The organism is Streptomyces sp. NPDC027672 (genome assembly GCF_055566335.1).
Window position 1 is genome coordinate 908,791 of the sequence record NZ_JBVHSO010000001.1, and the last position, 21,292, is coordinate 930,082.

19 protein-coding genes are annotated in these 21,292 nt (G+C 73.4%); 3 read left to right on the plus strand and 16 right to left on the minus strand.

Features of this window, described 5'->3' with window-relative positions; genetic code table 11:
- Positions 1 to 41: 41 nt before the first annotated feature.
- Positions 42 to 671: a class I SAM-dependent methyltransferase gene (locus tag ACZ4SV_RS04110; protein ID WP_468001159.1), complete on the plus strand. Its 630-nt coding sequence runs from the start codon at positions 42 to 44 to the stop codon at positions 669 to 671.
- Positions 672 to 726: 55 nt separating this feature from the next.
- Here ACZ4SV_RS04110 and ACZ4SV_RS04115 read toward each other — a convergent pair whose 3' ends face one another.
- Entirely contained in the window at positions 727 to 2,658 is a 1,932-nt protein-coding gene (locus tag ACZ4SV_RS04115) for an AMP-dependent synthetase/ligase (protein ID WP_468001161.1), read from the minus strand.
- Between the two features lie 233 nt (positions 2,659 to 2,891).
- Between ACZ4SV_RS04115 and ACZ4SV_RS04120 the strand changes: the two genes are divergently transcribed.
- Complete coding sequence (locus ACZ4SV_RS04120; protein ID WP_468001163.1) at positions 2,892 to 3,773, plus strand: MaoC family dehydratase; 882 nt, start codon at positions 2,892 to 2,894, stop codon at positions 3,771 to 3,773.
- Here ACZ4SV_RS04120 and ACZ4SV_RS04125 read toward each other — a convergent pair.
- The 12 genes from ACZ4SV_RS04125 to ACZ4SV_RS04180 all read right to left on the minus strand — a co-directional run bounded on the left by ACZ4SV_RS04125 (position 3,770) and on the right by ACZ4SV_RS04180 (position 16,270).
- Complete coding sequence (locus ACZ4SV_RS04125) at positions 3,770 to 4,420, minus strand: TetR/AcrR family transcriptional regulator (RefSeq protein ID WP_397946785.1); 651 nt, start codon at positions 4,418 to 4,420, stop codon at positions 3,770 to 3,772. The two genes, ACZ4SV_RS04120 and ACZ4SV_RS04125, sit on opposite strands and share 4 nt — an antisense overlap.
- Before the next feature lie 9 nt (positions 4,421 to 4,429).
- Positions 4,430 to 6,388 (minus strand): CASTOR/POLLUX-related putative ion channel, encoded by a 1,959-nt coding sequence (locus ACZ4SV_RS04130; RefSeq protein WP_468001165.1) that lies wholly within the window; start codon positions 6,386 to 6,388, stop codon positions 4,430 to 4,432.
- A gap of 70 nt (positions 6,389 to 6,458) precedes the next feature.
- Positions 6,459 to 6,761, minus strand: coding sequence for a DUF4229 domain-containing protein (locus ACZ4SV_RS04135; protein ID WP_468001167.1), 303 nt, complete (start codon positions 6,759 to 6,761; stop codon positions 6,459 to 6,461).
- Positions 6,762 to 6,886: 125 nt separating this feature from the next.
- Positions 6,887 to 7,537, minus strand: coding sequence for a UdgX family uracil-DNA binding protein (locus tag ACZ4SV_RS04140; RefSeq protein WP_468001169.1), 651 nt, complete (start codon positions 7,535 to 7,537; stop codon positions 6,887 to 6,889).
- A 74-nt stretch (positions 7,538 to 7,611) separates the two neighbouring features.
- Positions 7,612 to 8,775, minus strand: a complete 1,164-nt coding sequence (gene mqnE / locus ACZ4SV_RS04145; protein WP_397938444.1) for an aminofutalosine synthase MqnE — start codon at positions 8,773 to 8,775, stop codon at positions 7,612 to 7,614.
- Positions 8,776 to 8,813: 38 nt separating this feature from the next.
- Entirely contained in the window at positions 8,814 to 9,269 is a 456-nt protein-coding gene (locus ACZ4SV_RS04150) for an Lrp/AsnC family transcriptional regulator (RefSeq protein ID WP_132787112.1), read from the minus strand.
- Between the two features lie 57 nt (positions 9,270 to 9,326).
- Positions 9,327 to 9,986 (minus strand): UbiX family flavin prenyltransferase, encoded by a 660-nt coding sequence (locus ACZ4SV_RS04155; protein WP_468001320.1) that lies wholly within the window; start codon positions 9,984 to 9,986, stop codon positions 9,327 to 9,329.
- 84 nt (positions 9,987 to 10,070) lie between these two features.
- Positions 10,071 to 10,973, minus strand: a complete 903-nt coding sequence (mqnP, locus tag ACZ4SV_RS04160) for a menaquinone biosynthesis prenyltransferase MqnP (RefSeq protein WP_397938446.1) — start codon at positions 10,971 to 10,973, stop codon at positions 10,071 to 10,073.
- A complete protein-coding gene (locus ACZ4SV_RS04165; protein ID WP_365878006.1) occupies positions 10,970 to 12,421 on the minus strand; it encodes a menaquinone biosynthesis decarboxylase in 1,452 nt (483 codons plus the stop codon). Before ACZ4SV_RS04165 ends, mqnP begins: the two co-directional genes overlap by 4 nt.
- Positions 12,422 to 12,496: 75 nt before the next feature.
- On the minus strand, positions 12,497 to 13,276 hold the full coding sequence (locus ACZ4SV_RS04170; RefSeq protein ID WP_365878008.1) for a hypothetical protein: 780 nt from the start codon (positions 13,274 to 13,276) through the stop codon (positions 12,497 to 12,499).
- On the minus strand, positions 13,263 to 14,822 hold the full coding sequence (locus ACZ4SV_RS04175; protein ID WP_468001172.1) for a vWA domain-containing protein: 1,560 nt from the start codon (positions 14,820 to 14,822) through the stop codon (positions 13,263 to 13,265). The genes ACZ4SV_RS04170 and ACZ4SV_RS04175 overlap by 14 nt, the downstream gene beginning before the upstream one ends.
- 149 nt (positions 14,823 to 14,971) lie before the next feature.
- The gene (locus tag ACZ4SV_RS04180) at positions 14,972 to 16,270 is read right to left on the minus strand and encodes a hypothetical protein (RefSeq protein WP_468001174.1); all 1,299 of its coding nucleotides are present in this window, start codon (positions 16,268 to 16,270) and stop codon (positions 14,972 to 14,974) included.
- Between the two features lie 289 nt (positions 16,271 to 16,559).
- Between ACZ4SV_RS04180 and ACZ4SV_RS04185 the strand changes: the two genes are divergently transcribed.
- Positions 16,560 to 17,969: a condensation domain-containing protein gene (locus tag ACZ4SV_RS04185; RefSeq protein ID WP_468001175.1), complete on the plus strand. Its 1,410-nt coding sequence runs from the start codon at positions 16,560 to 16,562 to the stop codon at positions 17,967 to 17,969.
- 46 nt (positions 17,970 to 18,015) lie between these two features.
- Here ACZ4SV_RS04185 and ACZ4SV_RS04190 read toward each other — a convergent pair whose 3' ends face one another.
- The 3 genes from ACZ4SV_RS04190 to resB all read right to left on the minus strand — a co-directional run bounded on the left by ACZ4SV_RS04190 (position 18,016) and on the right by resB (position 21,289).
- Complete coding sequence (locus ACZ4SV_RS04190; RefSeq protein ID WP_397938453.1) at positions 18,016 to 18,423, minus strand: SRPBCC domain-containing protein; 408 nt, start codon at positions 18,421 to 18,423, stop codon at positions 18,016 to 18,018.
- A 77-nt stretch (positions 18,424 to 18,500) separates the two neighbouring features.
- Positions 18,501 to 19,583 (minus strand): c-type cytochrome biogenesis protein CcsB, encoded by a 1,083-nt coding sequence (gene ccsB / locus ACZ4SV_RS04195; protein ID WP_468001176.1) that lies wholly within the window; start codon positions 19,581 to 19,583, stop codon positions 18,501 to 18,503.
- Positions 19,580 to 21,289 (minus strand): cytochrome c biogenesis protein ResB, encoded by a 1,710-nt coding sequence (gene resB / locus ACZ4SV_RS04200; RefSeq protein WP_365878019.1) that lies wholly within the window; start codon positions 21,287 to 21,289, stop codon positions 19,580 to 19,582. Before resB ends, ccsB begins: the two co-directional genes overlap by 4 nt.
- Positions 21,290 to 21,292: the final 3 nt, after the last annotated feature.

Below are 21,292 nucleotides of genomic sequence, written 5' to 3' on the forward strand. Positions count from 1 at the left end.
CCTAAGCCGAGCGCCGGCGCGGTCCGCTACGGTCCCTCCTCATGACCGACACCCGGACCTTCTACGACACCGTCGCCGAGGACTACGCCGTCCACTTCGCGGACCCGCTCGCCCACCGGCCCCTGGAGCGGGCCCTGCTCGCGGCGTACGCCGAACAGACCGGCCCGCACGGCCGGGTCGCCGACCTCGGCTGCGGCCCCGGCGCGGTCACCGCCCACCTCGCCGGGCTGGGCCTGTCCGTCTTCGGCCTCGACCTGTCCGCGTCCATGGTCGCCATCGCCCGCCGCGAGTACCCCGCGCTGCGGTTCGCGCAGGGGTCCATGCGCAAGCTGTCCCTGGCCGACGGGTCCCTGGCCGGGGCCGTGTCCTGGTACTCCACCGTCCACACGCCCACGGAGGAACTCCCGGAGCTGTTCGCCGAGTTCCACCGCGTGCTGGAGCCCGGCGGGCGGCTCCTGCTCGCGTTCCAGGTCGGTGACGTGCCGCTGCGCCTGGAGCGGCCCTGGGACCGTGACGTGTCGCTGGACTTCCACCGGCGCCGCCCCGGACGGATGGCCGAGTTGCTGACGGAGGCCGGCTTCGACGTCCGCTCCCGCACGGTGCGTGAGCCCGAGGAGGCGCACGGGGAGTCGACGCCGCAGGCGTTCCTTCTCGCCCGGAAGCAGGACTGACCCCGCGCGCCGAGGTCGGCGACGCCCCGGGCGGCGGACGCGGCGAGCCGTGCCGTCACCGCCCGTACAGGGCTTCCACCTGCGGCGCGTAATCCCGCAGGATGCGGTCGCGGCGCAGTTTCATCGACGGGGTGAGGTGGCCGTCCTGCTCGGTGAAGTCGGCCGGGAGGACGGCAAAGCGGCGGATGGACTCGGGGCGGGAGACCAGCTTGTTGGCCTCGTCCACCGCCCGCTGGAGGACGGCCCGCAACTCCGGGTCGCCGACGAGGAATTCCGGCGGCACCGGGTGCTTGCCGATCATCTGGCGCCAGTGGGTGATGCCGTCCGCGTCGAGGGTCAGGAGTGCGGCGACGTACGGGCGGCCGTCGCCCACCAGGATCGCCTGGGAGATCAGCGGGTGCCGGCGCAGCCAGTTCTCCAGCGGGGCCGGGGCCACCGACTTGCCGCCCGAGGTGATCAGCAGCTCCTTCTTGCGGCCGGTGATGGTCAGATAGCCCTCGTCGTCCAGCTCGCCGAGGTCGCCGGTGGCCAGCCATCCGTCGCGGGTCGCCGGGACGACGCCGCCCGCCTGCGGGTCCCAGTAGCCGCGCAGCACATGGTCGCCGGCGACGAGGATCTCGCCGTCCGCCGCGATCCGCACCCGGGTGCCGGGCAGCGGCCAGCCGACCGTGCCGAGGCGGGGCTTGAGCGGCGGGGTGACCGTGGTGGCGGCGGTGGTCTCGGTGAGGCCGTAGCCCTCGAAGATCTCGATGCCCGCGCCGGCGTAGAACGCGGCGAGGGGCCGGCCGAGCGGTGAGCCGCCGCTGATCACATGCCGGACCCGGCCGCCCATCGCGGTGCGGATACGGCGGTAGACGAGCGGGTCGTAGAAGGCGCGCTGGGTCTTCAGGGCGCGGCCCGGGCCGTCGCCGGTGCCGGTCTGGGCGGCCTCCAGTGCCTCGCCGTAGCGCTGGGCCACGGCCGCCGCCCGGTCGAAGACCGCCGCCCGGCCGCCCGCCTCCGCCTTGGCGCGCGCGGAGTTGTAGATCTTCTCCAGCATGTACGGGATCGAGAGCAGGCAGGTGGGCCGGAAGGCGGCCAGGTCCGGCAGGAGGCGGTCCGGGGCCAGGCTGGGCGCGTGGCCGAGGCGGACCCGGGCGCGGACGCAGGCGATGGCGACCATCCGGCCGAAGACGTGGGACATGGGCAGGAAGAGCAGCACGGACGGCTCCACGTCCCGGGGCCGGAAGACCGGCTGGAGGAGCGCGACGGCGTTGTCCACCTCGGCGAAGAAGTTGCCGTGCGAGAGGGCGCAGCCCTTGGGGCGGCCGGTGGTGCCCGAGGTGTAGATCAGCGTGGCGAGCGTGTCCGGACCGAGCATGCCCCGGCGCACGCCCACCTCCGCGTCCGGCACCGCGGCGCCCGCGTCGGCGAGCCGGGCCACGTGCTCCTTCTCCATCACCCACACATGGCGGACGTCGGGCAGGCGCGGGAGTTCCGGGCCGAGCGCGGCGGCCTGCGCGGCGGTCTCCGTGACCAGCGCGACCGCACCGGAGTCGTGCAGGATCCAGCGCGTCTGGAAGACGGAGGAGGTGGGGTACACCGGGACGGTGACCAGCCCGGCGGCCCAGGCGGCGAAGTCGAGCAGCGTCCAGTCGTAGGTCGTCCGGGCCATCACGGCGATCCGGTCGCCGGGCACCAGGCCCTCGGCGATCAGCCCCTTGGCCACCGCCTGCACCTCGGCGGCGAACCGGGCGGCCGTCACGTCCGTCCAGCGCCCGCCGGGGAGTCTGCGGCTGAGGACGACCTTGTCCGGGGCCGCCTCCGCGTTCTCGTACGGCAGGTCGGCGAGCGAACCGTGGGTGACCGGGGGCGCGAACGGCGGCACCGACGCCTCCCGGACCGCGCCGTCCAGCCGCCGCACCACGGGCGCCACCAGGACCGGGCGGCCGTCGTAGTCGGTGGCGGAGACGTGCCGGCCGGAGGCGGTCGGGTGGGACGTGGACACGGGCGGCTCCTGTGGCGTTGCGTGCACCGGCGGCGGCCCCGGTGCGGGCAGGGTTACCGCTGGTCAGGCAGGTGATCGTACGGCTCCGCTGTGAGGGGATCGTGCGGGTTCAGCGGTGGTCCGGGGCCGGGGATGTGCAGCCTCCGGGGTTGCGCGGACGGCACTTACCTCCGGTAACTTTACTTCAGAGTAAGCACGGTGGACCCGCCGCCGCCTCGGCCCCACGGAGCCCGATGAACGCCGTCACCCTCGCCGCGCCGCCGGCGCTGGGCCCGCTGCTGCTGCGGGGCGCGCTGTGGGCGCCCTTCAAACGGCCGGCGCCCGGCGCGGCGTACCCGCACACCCGGCTGCTCCTGCCCGGCGTGCGGATCGACCTCGCGCGGCTGGCCGCCTACGAGCGGGTCTGCGGCTATCCGACCGGCGCGGCGGGCCTCCCGGTCACCTACCCGCACGTCCTCGGCTTCCCGCTGGCCATGCGGCTGATGAGCCGCCGGGACTTCCCGCTGCCGCTGCCGGGGCTGGTGCACACGTCGATCGGGATCCGGCGGATGGCCGCGCTGCCCGCCGACGCGGAGTACGAGGTCTCCGTGTGGACCGAGGGCCTGTCCGCGCACCGGCGGGGCACCGAGGCGACGGTGGTGACCGCGCTGTGCTCGGGCGGCCGGCCGGTGTGGTCCTCCAGCAGCACCTACCTGGCCCGGCACGGCACGGCACGGCCGGACGGCGGCCCGCACGGCACCCCGGCCGCCGCCGGCCGCACCGGAGCCGCCCGCGTGGCCGGCGGGGCGCTGCCCGTGGTCGCCGAGTGGCGGCTCGCCGGTGACGTCGGCCGGCGGTACGCCGCCGTGTCCGGCGACCGCAACCCCATCCACGTCCACCCGCTCACCGCCCGCCCGTTCGGCTTCCGCCGGGCCATCGCGCACGGCATGTGGACCGTCGCCCGCTGCCTGGCCGCCCACGGCAGCCCGGACGCCGCCGAGGTCCGGGCCCGCTTCCGGGCACCCGTGCCGCTCCCGGGCACCGTGGTCTACGGCGCGGACGGCGGCGGACGGTTCGAACTGCGCGACGGGCGGGGGCGCGTGCACCTGGACGGCGAAGTCCGGGACAAGCGTTAGGGCTGGTCCGGCGGGGGCGTCCAGACCTGGCCCGACATCAGGCTGGCCAGGCCCGACCAGGCGAAGTTCATCAGGGTGGCCGCGGTCTGGCGGGCGGTGACGCCCGGTGTGGCGTTGGCCCACGCGGCGAGCGCCTCCGCCGCGCCGACCAGCGCCTGGGCGAGGCCGGCCACCTCGCGCTCGGGCAGACCGGGATCGCGGTGGGCCTCCCGGGCCGCCACCACGACCAGCCGGGTCACGAACGCGACCAGTTCCGCGCGCATCGCCGCGACCTCGGACGCGAACGGCTCGCCGTGCGTGCGGGCCTGGAGGTGCAGCACCGCCCAGCCGTCGGGATGCTCGGCGGTGTGCGCGAAGAACGCCCGCAGGCCGTCCCAGAGCTGGCGGTCGGCGGGCAGGTCCTCGCCGACGCCCGCGCGGACGGCCGCCGTCAGCGCGGCGGCCTCACGGCGGATGCAGGCGGTGAAGAGGTCTTCCTTCGAGTTCAGGTACAGATACACCAACGGCTTGGACACGCCCGCGAGTTCGGCGATCTCGTCCATCGACGCGGCCCGGTACCCGCGCCGGCCGAAGACGCGTACGGCGGCGTCGAGCATCTGCCGCTCCCGCACCGCCCTCGGCATCCGTTTCGTCCTGACCGCACCCATGGGGCAAGACTAGTGCGGCCCGGCAGCGGGCCCCTCGCCGCCGACGACGACCACCTCGTCCGCGGCCGACCAGTGCCGCCGCTCGGCCTTGGGCGGGTTGATGCGCAGGCCGTAGCCCGGACTCGTCAGCGCGTCGCCGTGGTCCCGGTAGCCGATGGCGCACTCGCCCCGGCTGCGTGCCGCGGCCACCACCGTGGCGAAGGACGTCTCCCGCCCCGGCAGCACGTAGTCGGGGGCCGGCCGCAGACGGACCCCGGCGCCCCCGGCGGAGAACAGCTCCTCGAACACCGCCGCCAGGTGCCGGTTCTGGGAGATCTGCGCCATGAACAGGCCGATGAGCTGCCCGCTGATGATCACATCGGCTCCGGGGCCGACGGGGGCCAGCGCCCGGTTGCGGTCGTCGACCAGTTCGGTGACGACCGGCAGCGCGCGGCCGGTGGCCTCCTCCAGTTGCCGCAGCAGCAGGAGGGTGACGAGCGTACGGTCGTCCGGGTCCTCCGCCGGCCGTCCGGGAGCGGGGTCCTGGCCGAGCACGATGACGCTGTCGTAGGAGTGGACGTCCAGGCACCGCAGCGTCTCGGGGCGGGTGGTGTTCCCCTCGTACAGGGTCAGCGCGAGACCGGCGCCGCCGGGCGCGTCCGCGTCGCTCACCTGCCGGACCGTCGCCGCGCGGTCGTGCACCACCACGTCGACGGCCGACCCGGGCCGGGCGCGGCGGCGCAACTGCTCCAGCACGAGCGGCGCCCGGCGGTTCCAGCCCAGCAGGAGCACCCGCTCCGGCCGCACGGCGGTGGCGGGACCCGACGCCACCGCGTCCGCCTCGACCAGACCGGAGCAGTCGTCCCGCCGGGCCGTGTCGTCGTCCCGGGAGATGACGACGAGCAGGTCACCCGGGACGAGGGCCGTCTGTGGCGGCGGGTTGAGCAGGGGCGTGTCCCCGCGCATGATCCCGACGACGCTGGACGCCGGATAGGACAGCAGCGCCTCGCCGAACGGGCGCCCGGCCAGGGCGGGTTCGCCGACCAGATAGAACTCGTCGCCGGCGAAGTCCAGCAGTTCCCGGTGGACGAGGGAGAGCCCGGGACGGCGGGCGGCCTGCGCGATCAGCCGGGCGGTGACGGTGTCGCTCTCCAGCACGATGCCGCCCGGCCCCGCCGCGAGCCGGGCCGCCAGGCGGTAGCGCTCGTCCCGGACGGCCGCGACGACCAGCGGCCGGGCCGTCTCCCCGGCCAGGGCCGCCCGGAGCGCCAGCAGGGTCTTGACCACCCCGGCGTCGGCGTCGGGCTCGTCGTGCGGCAGGACCAGGACGGCGCCGGCCGTGGCCGGGCTGGTCAGGGTGAGCACGGCCGGGTCGGTGGTCGGGCCGCTGCGGCAGATCAGCCGCGTACGGCCGGCCGGCCGCACCTTCGTGCCCAGGGCCTCCTCCATGGCGCTCTTGTCCCGGTCGGCCAGTACGACGACCGCCGCGCGCCGCTGGTTGGCGTGGGCGGCCACCAGCTCGCCCACCACCGTGAAGACGTGCTCCGACCAGCCGAGGACCACGGCGTGCCCCGTCTCCAGCACCGTGGAGCGGCCGCGCCGCAGCGCGCCGAGCCGCTCGGTGAGCGCCGCCGTGATCAGACCGACGAGCGTGGAGACGTAGAGCAGGGCGACCAGCGCGAGCAGCACCGACAGCGTCACCCGCAACGGTGTGCCCCGGTCACCGCCCAGCCGCAGGGTCTGCCCGGTCAGGTGCCACACCGCCGCCAGCCGTCCGGTCAGGGACGCGGGCGCGCCGGGGTCGGTCCACACCAGCACCGCGCTGGCCGGGACGACGACGGCCAGGCACACCAGCAGCATCCAGCCGACGAGGGCGGAGGCGCCGCGGGCCAGCGTGCTGTCGAACCAGTACCGGACTCGGGCACCGACCGGAGTGCGCCGCCGCTGCGCCACCCGTCCCCCTCCGTCGCCCCGCGCTTCGCGAGGCATTCTGAAGCAACGGCGGGGCCGGCCGGGGGAGTTCGCCCGGCATTCATCCCATCGGGTCGCCGGGTCGGTGCTAGGCGGCGGCGCCGCCCCGGGTCCGCGCCGACTCGTCGGCCAGGTCCTCCTGGGCGCGGTTGGCGTCCAGGTTCGCCTTCATCCGGTCGACCTTGTGCACGATCCGCACCGAGGCGCGGTCCCGCTCCTTGCGCAGCACCACCCAGCTGATCGGCGCCGAGAGGACCAGCGAGAGCAGCAGCACCCAGAACGGGTTGGAGTCGCCGAAGCCGCGCGGGAAGATGCCCGAGTAGACGGCTCCCCAGACGATCACGAGGCAGCCCGCGAAGATACCGAGGCGCATCAGCGTGTAGCGGAGCATCTCAATCCACCCGTCCGAATCCAAAAAGGGTCATCGTCCAGTGAAGCACGCCTCCTGGACGATCATGCAAGGGGGTCGCGCCCCACCCCGGGGACGCGGACGGCCCGCCCTCCTCGCGCGCTCGCTCAGCCGAGGGCCCGCACGGCCACCTCCAGGTCCGCCACCAGCCCGCGGTACGCCTGCTCGCGGTCGTCCGCGCGCAGCACGGCCGACGGGTGCACGGTGGGCACCAGGCGCTCCGGGCGGCCGTGGATCTCCTCCTCCAGCACGGTCCCGCGCACCTGGGTCACCCGGAACGAGGAGCCCAGCAGGGCCTTCCCGGCGGTCGCGCCGAGGATCACGATCAGCTCCGGTCCGACGAGGGCCAGCTCGGCCGCGAGCCAGGGACCGCAGGCCGCCGCCTCCCGCAGGGTCGGCGCCTTGTGGATGCGGCGTTTGCGGGGGTCGGCCCGGGTGAACTTGAAGTGCTTGACCGCGTTGGTGACGTACGCGTCCGCCGGGTCCAGGCCGGCGTCCGCCAGGGCGCGGTCGAGCAGCTTGCCGGCCGGGCCGACGAACGGTCTGCCCTGGCGGTCCTCCTGGTCGCCGGGCTGCTCGCCGACGAGCATGAGGCGGGCGTCGGGGCGTCCGGTGCCGAAGACCGTCTGGGTGGCGTCCCGGTGCAGGGGGCACCCGCGGCAGCCCTCGGCGGCCCGGCGCAGGGCCCCCAGATCGGCCCCGGCGGGCACGAAGGGCTCCGCCGTGTAGGCGTCCTCGGGGGACTCGGTGGCGGCCATGCCCCCTGGGTACCCCCGGGCCGGCGCGGGCAACGCACCGGTCCGGGCACCGCCCGCCGGGTCCGTCCCCCGGGTCAGACCCGCATGGGCTGGGGGCTGTCGCGGCGGGCCGGGTCGGCGCCCTCGTACTCGCGGATGATCTCGTAGCGCGTGTTGCGTTCCACCGGGCGGAAGCCGGCGTCGCGGATCAGTTCCAGGAGGTCTTCGCGGGTCAGCTTGTTCGGCGTGCCGTAGTTGTCCGCGTCGTGGGTGATCTTGTACTCCACGACCGAGCCGTCCATGTCGTCGGCGCCGTGCTGGAGGGCGAGCTGGGCGGTCTGCACGCCGTGCATCACCCAGAACACCTTGACGTGCGGCACGTTGTCGAAGAGCAGCCGGGAGACGGCGAAGGTCTTCAGCGCCTCCGCGCCGGTGGCCATCCTGGTGCGGGCCTGGAGGGTGTTGCGGACCTTGCCGTCCTTCAGGTCCACGAAGTCGTGCTGGTAGCGCAGCGGGATGAAGACCTGGAAGCCGTTCGTCTCGTCCTGGAGTTCACGCAGGCGCAGCACGTGGTCGACGCGGTGGCGGGGTTCCTCGATGTGGCCGTAGAGCATGGTGCACGGGGTCTTCAGACCCTTCTCGTGCGCCAGCCGGTGGATGCGGGACCAGTCCTCCCAGTGGGTGCGGTGGTCCACGATGTGCTGCCGGACCTCCCAGTCGAAGATCTCGGCCCCGCCGCCGGTCAGCGACTCCAGGCCCGCGTCGATCAGCTCGTCCAGGATCTCGGACGCGGACAGCCCGCTGATCGTCTCGAAGTGGTGGATCTCGGTCGCCGTGAACGCCTTCAGGGAGACGTGCGGCAGGGCCTTCTTCAGCTCGCGCAGCGACCGCGGGTAGTACCGCCACGGCAGGTTGGGGTGCAGGCCGTTGACGATGTGCAGCTCGGTGAGGTTCTCCGACTCCATCGCCTTGGCCAGCTTGACGGCCTCCTCGATGCGCATCGTGTACGCGTCCTTCTCGCCCGGCTTGCGCTGGAACGAGCAGTAGGCGCAGGACGCGGTGCACACGTTCGTCATGTTGAGGTGCCGGTTGACGTTGAAGTGGACCACGTCACCGTTCTTGCGGGTCCGCACCTCGTGCGCGAGACCGCCGAGCCAGGCCAGGTCGTCCGACGCGTACAGCGCGATGCCGTCCTCGCGGGTCAGCCGCTCACCGGCCCGGACCTTCTCCTCCAGCTCGCGCTTGAGCCCGACGTCCATGGCAACACCTTTCTCCGACAGCCCGACCAACGGTATCCCTAGACCTCTTCGGGCAGCTCCCCGACCCGGTTCTCCCACTTCGTGGACAGCACGATCGTGGTACGGGTCCGGGAGACGCCCTTGGTGCCGCTGAGCCGGCGGATGGTCTTCTCCAGGCCGTCCACGTCGGTGGAGCGCACCTTGAGCATGAAGGAGTCGTCGCCGGCGATGAACCAGCAGTCCTCGATCTCCGGCAGGTCCCGCAGCCGCTGCGCGACGTCCTCGTGGTCGGCCGCGTCGGACAGCGAGATGCCGATCAGCGCGATGACGCCGAGGCCCAGCGAGGCCGCGTCCACCGTGGCGCGGTAGCCGGTGATGACGCCGGCCGCCTCCAGCCGGTTGATGCGGTCGGTGACGCTGGGGCCCGACAGGCCGACAAGACGTCCCAGCTCCGCGTACGAGGCCCGGCCGTTCTCTCTCAGAGCCTGGATGAGCTGCCTGTCCACCGCGTCCATGCGATCGAAGCCTTCCGGTGAAAGTTGCTGGAGTGATGAGGTCCGTACGTAACTCTGCTAACCCTGCTGTCCGCCCGCCGCGCCGCCGCCCAGCTCGCCCCGCCAGCGCCGGTACAGGCCGTGGCCGACCCCCGCCGCGTCCAGCACCCGGCCGGCCACGAAGTCCACCAGGTCCTGGATGTGGGTGGCGCCCGCGTAGAAGGCCGGCGAGGCCGGCACGACCGTGGCGCCGGCGTCGTCCAGGGCGACCAGCTGGCGCAGGGTCTGGCCGTTCAGCGGGGTCTCCCGCACGGCCACGACCAGCGTCCGGCGCTCCTTCAGCGTCACGCTCGCCGCGCGCTGGAGCAGGTCCTTGGACAGGCCGAGCGCCACCCCGGCCACGCAGGCGGTGGAGGCGGGCACGATGAGCATGCCCCGCACCGGGTACGAGCCCGAGGACGGGCCCGCCGCGAGATCGCCCGCGGGCCAGTACCGCACGCCGCTGACGTCCACGTCGAACGTGCCGGGCTTGCCGTCGGCGCCCCGGGCCAGCCATGTGCGCAGGTCGTCCTGCCAGTGGGCGTCCCGGAAGGCGATGCCGGTCTCGTCCAGCAGCGTCAGCCGCGAGGCCCGGCTGACCACCAGGTCCACCGCCTCGCCGGCCGTGAGCAGCGCACGCAGCACCGCGGCGGCGTACGGCGTCCCGGAAGCTCCGGACACCCCCACGATCCAAGGCACGCGCTGCGTTTCTCCTGCGTTCACACCTTGAGCGTACCGGCGGGTCCGGTGGTGCTCAGGCCGGGTGGGGCCTGAGCACCACGGTCAGACGCCCAGCCCGCGGACCAGGAGGTCCAGCAGGGCGCACACGAACAAGGCGATGCCGATGAAGCCGTTGACGCTGAAGAACGCCCGGTTCAGCCGGGACAGGTCGTGCGGGCGGACGATGCGGTGCTCGTAGACGAAGGCCGCCGCCACGATCACCAGGCCCAGCCAGAAGAACACCCCGGCGTGGGTGGCCACGGCGTACCAGACGAACAGGGCCGTGGTGACCGTGTGGCAGACGCGCGCGCTCTGGATCGCGGCCGGGACGCCGAACCTGGCCGGCACCGACAGCACACCGATCTCGCGGTCCGTCTCGACGTCCTGGCAGGCGTAGATCAGGTCGAAGCCGCCGATCCAGACGCCGACGGCGAGACCGAGGATCACCGCCGTCCAGGACCACTCGCCGCTGATCGCCAGCCAGCCGCCGATCGGGCCCATGGCCTGGGCGAGCCCCAGGATGGCCTGCGGGAAGTTGGTGAACCGCTTGCCGTAGGGGTAGACCACCATCGGGACCACCGCCACCGGCGCCAGGGCCAGGCAGAGCGGGTTGAGCAGGGCGGCGGCGCCGAGGAAGACCGCGAGCGCGATCAGGGCGCCGGTCCAGGCGTGCCGCACCGACATCGCGCCGGTCACCAGTTCGCGGTGGGCCGTGCGCGGGTTGCGGGCGTCGATCTCGCGGTCGATGATCCGGTTGACGGCCATCGCGAAGGTGCGCAGGCCGACCATGCAGACCGTGACCAGGAGCAGCCGCACCCAGTGGATGTTGCCGTCCCGCTCGTACATCGCGGTGAGCGCGGCGATGTAGGCGAAGGGCAGCGCGAAGACCGAGTGCTCGATCATCACCAGGCGCAGGAAGGCCCGGGTCCGTCCCGGCCGGGCGAGGGCGGCAGAGGCCGAGGTCACAGTCCGTACTCCTTCCAGCGGCGGTCCACCAGGGCCGCGGTCTGCGGGTCCGACAGGACCATCTCGGGCCAGCCGCCGTCGCGGGTGTAGCCCTCCTCCGGCCACTTCCGGGTGGCGTCGATGCCCGCCTTGCCGCCCCAGAACTGCTGGTAGGAGGCGTGGTCGAGATGGTCGACGGGGCCTTCGGCGACCGTGAGGTCCCGGGCGTAGTCGGTGTTGCCGAGGGCCCGCCAGGCGACCTCGTGCAGGTCGTGCACGTCGCAGTCGGCGTCCACGACCACGATCAGCTTGGTGAGGGACATCATGTGCGCGCCCCAGATGGCGTGCATCACCTTCTGCGCGTGCTTGGGGTACTTCTTGTCGATCGAGACGATCGCGCAGTTGTGGAAGCCGCCGGCCTCGGGCAGGTGGTAGTCCACGATGTCCGGGACGATGATCTTCAGCAGGGGCAGGAAGAAACGTTCCGTGGCGCGGCCGAGCGGACCGTCCTCCGTCGGCGGGCGGCCCACGACGATGGACTGGAGCAGCGGGCGCCTGCGCATGGTCACGCAGTCGATCCGCAGCGCCGGGAAGGGCTCCTGCGGGGTGTAGAAACCGGTGTGGTCGCCGAAGGGGCCCTCGGGCAGCGTCTCGCCCGGCTCCAGCCAGCCTTCCAGGACCACCTCGGCCTGCGCGGGCACCTGGAGCGGGACCGTCTCGCAGTCGGTCATCTCGATCCGCTTGCCGGCGATGAACCCGGCGAACAGGTACTCGTCGATGTCGCCGGGCAGCGGCGCCGTGGAGGCGTACGTCACGGCCGGCGGACAGCCGAAGGCGATCGCGACCGGCAGCCGCTCGCCCCGGCGCGCGGCGACCTGGTAGTGGTTGCGGCTGTCCTTGTGGATCTGCCAGTGCATGCCGATGGTGCGCTTGTCGTGGCGCTGGAGGCGGTACAGGCCCAGGTTCCGGATGCCGGTCTCGGGGTCCTTGGTGTGGGTCAGGCCCAGGTTGAAGAAGGAGCCGCCGTCCTTCGGCCAGGTGAACAGCGCCGGGAGCCGGTCCAGGTCGACCTCGTCGCCCTTGAGGACCACTTCGCGCACCGGCGCGTCCTTGACCTTGCGCGGCGGGACGTGGGTCATCGCGCCCAGCTTCCCGAACGCCTCGCGCACCCCGACGAAGCCGTGCGGCAGCTCGGGCCGCAGCAGCCCGCCGATCTTGTCGGAGATGTCGCCGTACGCCTTCAGGCCCAGCGCCTTCAGCAGGCGGCGGTCGGTGCCGTACACGTTCATGGCCAGGGGCATGTCCGAGCCGCGCACGTTCTCGAAGAGCAGCGCGGGACCGCCGGACTTCTGCACCCGGTCGACGATCTCACCGACCTCCAGATACGGGTCGACCTCGGCCTTGATGCGCTTGAGGTCGCCCTCGCGCTCCAGCGCCCGCAGCAGGGAGCGAAGATCGTCGTAAGCCATGCGGCCAAGTATCGCCGACGTACCGCTTTGTCCCCGCGCCCACCCCCTGCTTCCGGCCGGGATCACGGTCGGCCGTCAGCGGAAGACGGCGACCGGGTACTGGAGCACGACCTCCCGGGCGCCGGGGTCCCAGCTGGTCACCTTGCCCAGGCAGTGCGCCTGGAACTGGCCTTCGGGCAACTGCCGGTCCGGGGTGAGCAGCCCGTCGCCGCGCAGCACGACCCGCAGGTGCGCGGCGGGGCCGCCGCCCGCGTAGGGAGCCCGCATCACCAGCGACCCGCCCCGGCCGCCGCCCGCCTCGAACCGGCCGGTGACCATGACGAACTCGCCGATCTCGGTCAGCGGCACGGTCGCGGCGGCCCCGGAGCCGCCCTCGCTGCGGGCCAGCTCGCGCAGCAGCGCCCGGTTGGGCAGGACGGTCCCGGAGTCCGGCCGCAGCCGCACCTCCACCAGGGCGTCGCCCCGGCGCAGCACCGACAGCAGCAGGCCGATCACCGAGATCGGCTCGCTCTTCTCCACGTACTTGGCGACCACCTCGGTGGTGCTGCCGCCGGTCACCTTGAACAGCAGGGACACCAGCGGGATCACCGCCAGGCAGCCGGCGCTGCGGATGCGCCGCTCCTCGACCTCCTTGCGCAGCGCCGCCTTGTAGTTGCCCATCTTGAACAGGCGCATCACGGCGTCGTTGTCCAGGTACAGCGGCAGGTAGCTGGGGTCGGCGGCGGTCTTGCCGAGCCGGGCGATGCCGCGCCGCAGCGCCAGCCCGCCCAGCACGAGCAGGCCGGCGAGGGCCGCCAGCCACCAGGCCATCGGGCCCCACCAGGCGCTCCACCAGGTGCCGTCAAGAACAGCCACGGATCTCCTTGAACGCGGCGGACAGGGAGGAGGCGCCGGCGTCGACCAGGCGCCCGCCGGTCACCTCGGCGGCCCGGCGCAGCGGTGCCGGGTCGGCGTCGCCGAAGCGCACCGGGTAGGTGTGCACGGCGCGCACACCGGCGGACCGGGCCCGGTAGCGGCCGGCGAAGGCCGCGAAGGCGATGCCCGCGTTGTTCTCGCCGTCCGTCATCAGCACGAGGGACACCCGCCGGGCCGGGTCCGCGCCGAGGGCCCGTTCGGCGGTGGCGTAGCCGTGGTCCAGGGCGGACCAGACGGCGGTGGAGCCGTCGTAGCCGCCGGTGGCGGCGAAGCCGGCCAGCGCGGTCAGGTCGGCCGGGCCGCGCACGGTGACCGTGCGCTCGGCCAGCGGGCGCCCGCCGAACCGGACGACGGTCAGCCGCTCGCCCCGGTGGAAGCGGACGAACTTGGCGCGGGAGGAGCCGTCGGCGCCGCTGAGCCCGGCGAACGCGGCGCGCAGGGCGCGGGTGCGGGCGCCGCGCATGGAGGTGGAGGAGTCCAGCAGGAAGATCACCTGGTCCGTCTCGCGGCGGTACGGGTCGCCGTAGTCGGCGAGCAGCCGGTCCAGGACGGCCGGGTCGTCGGGGTAGTACAGCGCGTTGTCCAGCGGGGCGGTCAGCCGGGCGTCGCGGGCCACCTCGGTGCTGACCGGGCGGCGCAGGGTGCGGCGCATGATCTCCCGCTGGTGGGCGGTGCCGGTCAGCCAGGCCACGACCCGGTCGTAGGCGGCGCGGCGGCCGGGGTCGAGCAGGAGCAGCGGGTAGTCGGACAGGATCATGCCGTCGGCCGGGTGGACGATCTCCAGGGGCCGGGCGAGCCGGCCGGAGGCGTTCAGGGCGAGCAGCTCGGACTCGTAGGTGATCAGGGCGTTGGTACGGCCGGGACGGGTGGCGAAGGCGTCCAGCAGGGCGTGCGAGTCGGGCGCGGTGAGGGTCTGTCCGGAGCGGAAGCCGCGCAGCCGGTCGCAGCGGACGTCCGCGGGGCGCAGGGCACGGCCGGTGCCGGCGGCGGCGGTGGCCACGCCGACCAGCGCGGCCAGGCCGCTGTTGCTGTGCCGGGGGTCGGCCATCCCGAACCGTACGGCCCCGGTGGCGGCGGCGTCGGCGAAGTCGGCCCAGGACGGCCGGCCGCCGGGGGCCGCGGCGCGCAGGGCGCGGGCAGCGTCCGGGGTGAGGCCGACGACGACCGGGGAGCGCATGATCGAGGCGCTCTGCACGCCGGTGGCGGCCGCGCGGCCGGGCGGCAGCCGCTTGGCCTCCAGCCGGAGGTAGCGGTCGGAGGAGAGCCAGGCGAGGTCGTAGGAGTGGCGGCCGGTGAGCAGGGTGCCGGCGGCGTCGTTGGTGGCCCGGTAGTCCATGTCCAGCCGGACCCCGGTGTCCTCGCGGAGCCGGGCCAGCAGCGGCTTCATGTCGGTCAGCTCGTCGCTGGCGAGGACGCGCAGGGTGGTGTCGGGGCCGCGGTCGCCCCCGGAGCAGGCGACGAAGCCGCCGAGCGCGGCGAGCAGCACCAGACACAGCCCGAGCGGGAGCGGCCGGAGGACGCGGGGGCCGGGGCTGCGGGAGGTAAGGGGGCCGGGGCTGCGGAGGCCGGGACGGCGGGAGGCATGGGGGCCGGGGCGACGAGGGCTGCGGAAGCCGGGGCGGCGGGGGCCGGGCGTCATGAGGTCGTCCCGTCCGTCGGGCGGGCGGCCGGAGGGCAGTCGCCGACCTTCTCGATCATGCGTTCCAGCAGGTCGAGCCGGGGCAGTACGGCCTTGGTGTCGTCGTCGGAGAGCACGGGCGCCTGGATGCCGTGCTCGCCCAGGAACCGGGTCAGCGCGTCGCTGGTGGCCGAGCCGCCCTCGGCGTCCCGGACCCGGAAGCCCAGTTCCATCGCGCGCCGCTGCAGCGCCGGGTCCCGGGTGATCAGCTCGCCCAGCTCGTCGCCGTGCGGGGTGAGGGCGATCAACTGGGGCTCGGTGACGAACCGGGCCGACGGGTAGAGCAGGACCCGCTCGCCGTCGACGCGCCCGGTGGCGGCGCGGGCGGCGATCTGGTGGGCCAGGAACTGGTGCTCGTAGATCACCGCGATCGGGGAGATGCTCTTGCCCTCGGCGGAGAGGTAGGTCTCGTTCTTCTCCGAGGACGGCATGCCCTGGTCGTTGAGGAGCAGCCGGACGCGCTCGGCGAAGCGGATCGCCTCCGGCGGGCTCTGCGGGATGTCCGCGTGGTTCCAGACGTAGGAGACCAGGCCCAGATAGGTGCCGGCGGAGTTGGCCTGGCAGATGTCGGAGGTCTGGGCGAGCACCTTGTTGCCGTTGTGGATGCCGTGCCGGTCGATGCCGACGCGGTGGCCACGCGCGTCGGTGCCGAGGTCGTCCCAGCGGCGCCCGGCGGCGGACGCGGCGAGGAACCTCTGCATGTCCAGCGAGTAGTAGAGCGGCTCGGCCCCGGCGGGCACGCCCGGCAGCGGGGTGGCGATCCCGGCCTCCTGGAGCGTCTCGGCGTACTCCCGGTAGGTGCCGAGCACGATCGGGCTGACGAACGGCCGGTAGGTGGTGGCCGGATGGCCCTCGGCCGCGCGCTCGCCCGTGATCAGGTCGGCGGCGGGCTGTCCCGACGGGAAGACGATGTCGTAGCCGTCGTAGCGCTGGGTGGCGATGCCCCGGGAGCCCATGCGGGTCAACTGCACGCGGAAGCCGTGCCGGACGAGCAGCCGCCGGACCTCGGGGTCCTCGAAGAAGTCGGCCTTGGAGGCCATCTTTGCCCGGATGGTGACGATCCGTGCGAAGGGCAGCGCGGCGTGCCCCTCGGCGAGGACGACGATCGCGCACAGCGCGGTGACCGCGGCGACGACGCGCGGCAGGAGCCTGCGCACCGGCGAACGCCGCGGGGGCACGACCGCCGGAGCGCCGACCGGCAGGCGCGGTTCGCCGCCTCGCGGGGACGCGTCGCTGTCGGCTCTGTGTGGATCCACCCGGTTCTCCTGCGTCGGCGGGGGCAGGATCGTGCACGCGCGGAACGACGGCCGGCACAACGTCCGGCCAACGCACGAGCGCATGGATATGAACGCCCGTCACACTTTTGCGGAGGCCCGTGTTCCCGGCGGCCGGCCCCGGCCGGTCACCGTCGGTTAATCACTTCCGCGTTCGGCCCGCCACCCGTTCCGTTGAAATGGACCGGACGGGCATGTCCCGGCCGCGTCCCACGGCATTGCCTTGCCAGGGGGCCCCGATCCAGGGGTCCCCTTCCGTGATGGGAGACGCGTGCGAATCACTGACATCCAGCGCTGCGAGGTCCGGCCGGGACGGCTCGTCGAGTGGACCCTGAGCCCGGCGACCGTCGCGGCGGCGGCGGCGCTCCCGGACGACACCCGGCCGCCCGCCTACATCCAGGAGTCCCACATCAGGACGGCCCGGTCCGTCCGCGCGGACGGGCTGTCCGTGCCGACCTGGCTCGGCGCCGCCTTCGACCTGCCCGGCCCGGTCGACCTGGACGCGCTGGAGCGCGCCCTGCACACCTGGACCGTGCGGCACGAGACGCTGCGCAGCGGCTTCCGGTGGGCCGCCGGTGACACGCTGCGCCGGTTCACGCTGGACGCGGCCGACGTGTCCCTGCACCGCGAGGAGGTGGGCCTCTTCCCCGACGCCGACGCGCTCGTCCGGCACCTCCAGGACCGCTTCGACACGGTCGCGGACGCGCTGCGCTGGCCGAATCTCATCTACGCGGCGGTCGTCCGGGACGACGGCGTGAGCGTGTACCTGGCCTTCGACCACAGCAACGTCGACGGCTACTCCGTGCAGCGGATCGCCGGCGAGATCCACGAGCTGTACACGGCGGGCCCGGCCGGCGCCGCGGCCGCCACCGGGGCGCCGGCCGCCAGCTACGTCGACTTCTGCGAGATCGAGCGGACCCGCGCCGACAACCTCGACGACGGGCACGCGATCGTGGACCGCTGGCGGGAGTTCATCCGCCGCTGCGACGGCACGCTGCCGGGCTTCCCGGTCGACCTGGGCCTGGCGCCGGGCGGTCCGCTGCCGCCGCAGCGGATGCTGTGCGAGCCGCTGGCGGACGCGGACGCGGCGGCCGCGTTCGAGGCGTACTGCCGGCCCTACGGCGGCACCCTGACCGGGCTGCTGGCCGCGACCGCGCTCATCGTGCACGAGCTGGGCGGACAGCCGGTGTACCGGACGGTGGTGCCCTTCCACACCCGGGCGAAGTCCTGCTGGAGCGAGTCGGTGGGCTGGTACGTCGGCGGCGCCCCGATCGAGGTGCCCGTGGGCCGCACCCGGGGCTTCCCGGAGGCCCTGCGGGCGGTGCGCGCGGAGCTGCGGGCGAGCCGGGCGCTGGCCCGCATCCCGCTGGCCCGGGTGCTGGACCTGCTCGGCGCGGACTTCCGGCCGACCTCGCCGGACCTGTACTCGATCGTCTCCTACATCGACACCCGCACCCTGCCCGGCGCCGGCCGGTGGGCGGAGCTGAAGGCGTACGGACTGCTGCGGGTGTCGTACGGCGACCAGGTCTGCGTGTGGGTGAACCGGCTGCCCGACGGGCTGTGGCTGGCGAGCCGGTACCCGGACACGGACGTCGCGGCGAAGAACATGCGGCTCTACACCGAGCGGCTGCGCGACCGGATCGCCTCGGTGGCCCACGGCAGCCTGTCCGCGGTCTCGTGAGCCGACGGGCCCCGGGCCCGGCCGGGGCCGGCCGGACCCGGCCCGGTCAGGTCCCGTCCCGCTGCTGCGTCTCGATCAGCCGTTCGAAACGGTCACGCCAGCGCTGCTCCGACTCCTCCTCGCCCTGGAACTCGTGGGTGCAGCGGAGCGCGCTGCCGTCCTGACCGTCCCGCTCCAGATGGAACCGGATCCGGCCGCCGGCCCCCACCGTGTACTCCGCGACCCGGTCCACGTCCCACGCGGTGACCTCCCCGCTGCCCAGGCCGCGCAGGGCGACCGCGCCGCCGAGCCGGGGTTCGAGCACATCGGCGGGCGTGAACCAGGCCGCCAGTCCCTCCGGGGTGGCCAGCGCGGGCCAGATCTCCTCCATGCGCCGCGGGAGCCGCACCACGAAATGCAGGATGTGCGTGTTCCCGTGGGTCTGGCTGGTGCCCTGTGCGATGGAACCGCTCATGCCACCAGCCTGCCCCCGCCCCGGGGCGCGCGCACCCGGTTACGGCCGCTGCCCCGCGCCGCTCGCGCCGGACCGGCTCAGACGCCCGCGTAGGAGTGCTTGCCGGAGACGAAGATGTTGACGCCGTAGTAGTTGAACAGCCAGCAGCCGAAGGCGATCAGCGCCAGGTAGGCGGCCTTGCGGCCCTTCCAGCCGGCCGTGGCCCGGGCGTGCAGGTAGCAGGCGTAGGCGACCCAGGTGATGAAGGACCAGGTCTCCTTCGGGTCCCAGTTCCAGTACCGGCCCCAGGCGTCGCCCGCCCAGATCGCGCCCGCGATGATCGTGAACGTCCACAGCGGGAAGACGGCCGCGTTGACCCGGTAGGCGAACTTGTCCAGGGACGCGGAGGCGGGCAGCCGCTCCAGCACCGAGGACGCGAAGGAGCCGGGCTTGCCGCCGTTGAGGAGCTTGTTCTCGTACGCGTCCTTGAACAGGTACAGGATCGTGGCGACCGCGCCGACGTAGAACACCGCGCCGCAGAAGATCGCGGTGGAGACGTGGATGTACAGCCAGTACGAGTGCAGGGCCGGCACGAGCTGGTCGCTGGCCGTGTACAGGACGGTGACCGCCAGGCCCAGGTCGAGCAGGACCGTGGTGGTGAGGAACAGGCCGAGCCAGCGCACGTTCTTCCGCAGTGCCAGCAGCGCGAGGTACACGCCGACGGCGACCGTGGAGAAGGTGATGTTGAACTCGTACATGTTGCCCCACGGCGCCCGCTCCACGGAGGCCGCGCGGGCGACGACGCCGGCCAGCTCCACCAGGAACGCGAGCACGGTGAGGGAGATGGCGATGCGGCCGTACAGGTCGCCCTGCTCGTCACCGCCGTGCGCGCCGGGACCGTCCGGCACGTCCCGGGCGCTGGCCGCCGAGCGGACGACGACCCGGGGCCGCTCCAGCACGGCGGTGCCGCCGGCCTGCCGCACCGCGACGGCGGGACGGTCCGCCGTGCGTCCGGCGCCGGCGGTGAGCGCGGCGGCCGTACGGCCGACCTTGCTGCGGCTGCCGAGCAGCCACTCGGCGATGTAGGCGAAGAAGGCCAGGGTGTAGACGGCCATCGACGAGTAGATCAGCGTGTTGCTGATGCTCGCGAGATGTTCGTTGGTGGCGGCGGCGAGCGTCACTTCTCAGCCCCTTCGGCAGGTACGGCTCGGAGGTCGGGGGTTCGTGCGGGGTCGTCGTCGGGGCCGGCGGCTCCCGGCGCCCGGTCGTAGAGGTGTCCGGCCAGCTCGCCCAGTTCCTCGGGCAGCCGGGCGGACTCGCTGCGGCCGAGCCCGGCCATCTCCACCACCGTGACGCCGTCGGCGCCGCGCACGGCCCGCACCCACACACGGCGGCGCTGGATGAACAGGGAGCCGGCCAGACCGAAGATGGCGGCGAGGGCACCGCCGAGCGCCCAGCCGCTGCCGGGCTCCTGGACGATCTCGAAGCCGGCCCACTCCTTGACGTCCTTCTCGAACGTGACGGAGCCGGCGCCGCCGGGCAGCGTGAGCGTGTCGCCCGGCTTGAGCAGCTTCTTCAGGAGCTGGCCCTTGCCGTCCTTGAACGCCTTCATGTGCTTCTTGTCGAGCTGGTACACGCTCTGCGGGATGCCCGAGTCCACTCCCAGGTCGCCGTGGTAGGCGTTCACCGCGAGCAGCGGGTTCACCAGCGCGGGGAACTGCGAGAGCATCGTGCCGCTGCGCGGGTCGAAGGTCGGCACGAAGAACGCCTGGAAGCCGAGCTGCTCCTTCCTGCCCCGCGGATCGCGGTAGCCGTCCATGACCTTGACGACACCCTGCGAGGTGACGTTGCCGTCCAGCGGCAGCAGCGGTACGGCGTCGCGGTAGACGACCGCGCCCTTGCCGTCCCGGACGGTGATCACGGGCGCGTAGCCGTGGCTGACCAGGTAGACCTTGGCGCCGTCGATCTCCAGCGGCTCGTTGACCTTGACGGTGGTCGTCGTCTCCTTGCCGTACGCGCCCTTGCTGTAGCGGACCTTCGCCTCATAGGTGCGCGGGGTGCCCTTGTTGGGTCCGGACGGCTCGTAGGTGCCCGTGAAGGCCTTCAGGTCGAAGCTGAACGGCACCAGGTCGTCGGGCCGGAACAGGCTGCCGGACTTGAAGTCGTCGTACATCGGCAGCGCGTTGGAGAAGCCGTCGCCCTCCACCATCAGCTTGGTGCCGTCCGACTTGTACAGCTGGCCGGAGGCGAACGCGATCAGCAGCACGATCAGGGCGATGTGGAAGACCAGGTTGCCCACCTCGCGCAGATAGCCCTTCTCGGCGGCGACGGCGTCACCGGCGGCATGGGCGCGGAAGCGGCGCTTCTTCAGCAGGGCGAGCGCGGCCTCGCGGACCTGCTCCGGGTCGGTCTCCGTGCGCCACGTCGTGTACGCGGGCAGCCGGGTCAGCCGCTGGGGCGCGCCCGGCGGACGGCCGCGTAGCTGGCCGACGAACTGCCAGGTGCGGGGCACGATGCAGCCGACGAGGGAGACGAACAGCAGGATGTAGATCGCGGAGAACCACACCGAGCTGTAGACGTGGAACAGGCCCAGCCTGTCGTAGACCGGCGCCAGCGTGCGGTGCGCGGCGCGGAACTCCTCGACCTTGTTCGCGTCCGCGCCGGTCTGCGGGATCAGCGAGCCGGGGATCGCGCCGAGCGAGAGCAGCAGGAGCAGCAGCAGCGCGACCCGCATCGAGGTCAGCTGCCGCCAGAACCAGCGCACCCAGCCGATGACACCGAGGCCCGGCAGGCCCGCCGGTTCCTCCTGCGGGGCGGTGGACAGCCGGGAGCCGGCCGCTCCCAGCTCCTCCCGCTCCCGGCTGTTGTCGGTGTCGGTCTTGCTCATCGG

Excerpts from the sequence above, each read along its gene's own strand:
- ACZ4SV_RS04110 (WP_468001159.1), top strand. The coding sequence starts at position 42 with ATGACCGACACCCGGACCTTCTACGACACCGTCGCCGAGGACTACGCC.
- ACZ4SV_RS04120 (WP_468001163.1), top strand. The coding sequence starts at position 2,892 with ATGAACGCCGTCACCCTCGCCGCGCCGCCGGCGCTGGGCCCGCTGCTG.
- ACZ4SV_RS04125 (WP_397946785.1), bottom strand. The coding sequence starts at position 4,420 with ATGGGTGCGGTCAGGACGAAACGGATGCCGAGGGCGGTGCGGGAGCGG.
- ACZ4SV_RS04130 (WP_468001165.1), bottom strand. The coding sequence starts at position 6,388 with ATGCCTCGCGAAGCGCGGGGCGACGGAGGGGGACGGGTGGCGCAGCGG.
- ACZ4SV_RS04135 (WP_468001167.1), bottom strand. The coding sequence starts at position 6,761 with ATGCTCCGCTACACGCTGATGCGCCTCGGTATCTTCGCGGGCTGCCTC.
- ACZ4SV_RS04140 (WP_468001169.1), bottom strand. The coding sequence starts at position 7,537 with ATGGCCGCCACCGAGTCCCCCGAGGACGCCTACACGGCGGAGCCCTTC.
- mqnE (WP_397938444.1), bottom strand. The coding sequence starts at position 8,775 with ATGGACGTCGGGCTCAAGCGCGAGCTGGAGGAGAAGGTCCGGGCCGGT.
- ACZ4SV_RS04150 (WP_132787112.1), bottom strand. The coding sequence starts at position 9,269 with ATGGACGCGGTGGACAGGCAGCTCATCCAGGCTCTGAGAGAGAACGGC.
- ACZ4SV_RS04165 (WP_365878006.1), bottom strand. The coding sequence starts at position 12,421 with ATGGCTTACGACGATCTTCGCTCCCTGCTGCGGGCGCTGGAGCGCGAG.
- ACZ4SV_RS04190 (WP_397938453.1), bottom strand. The coding sequence starts at position 18,423 with ATGAGCGGTTCCATCGCACAGGGCACCAGCCAGACCCACGGGAACACG.
- resB (WP_365878019.1), bottom strand. The coding sequence starts at position 21,289 with ATGAGCAAGACCGACACCGACAACAGCCGGGAGCGGGAGGAGCTGGGA.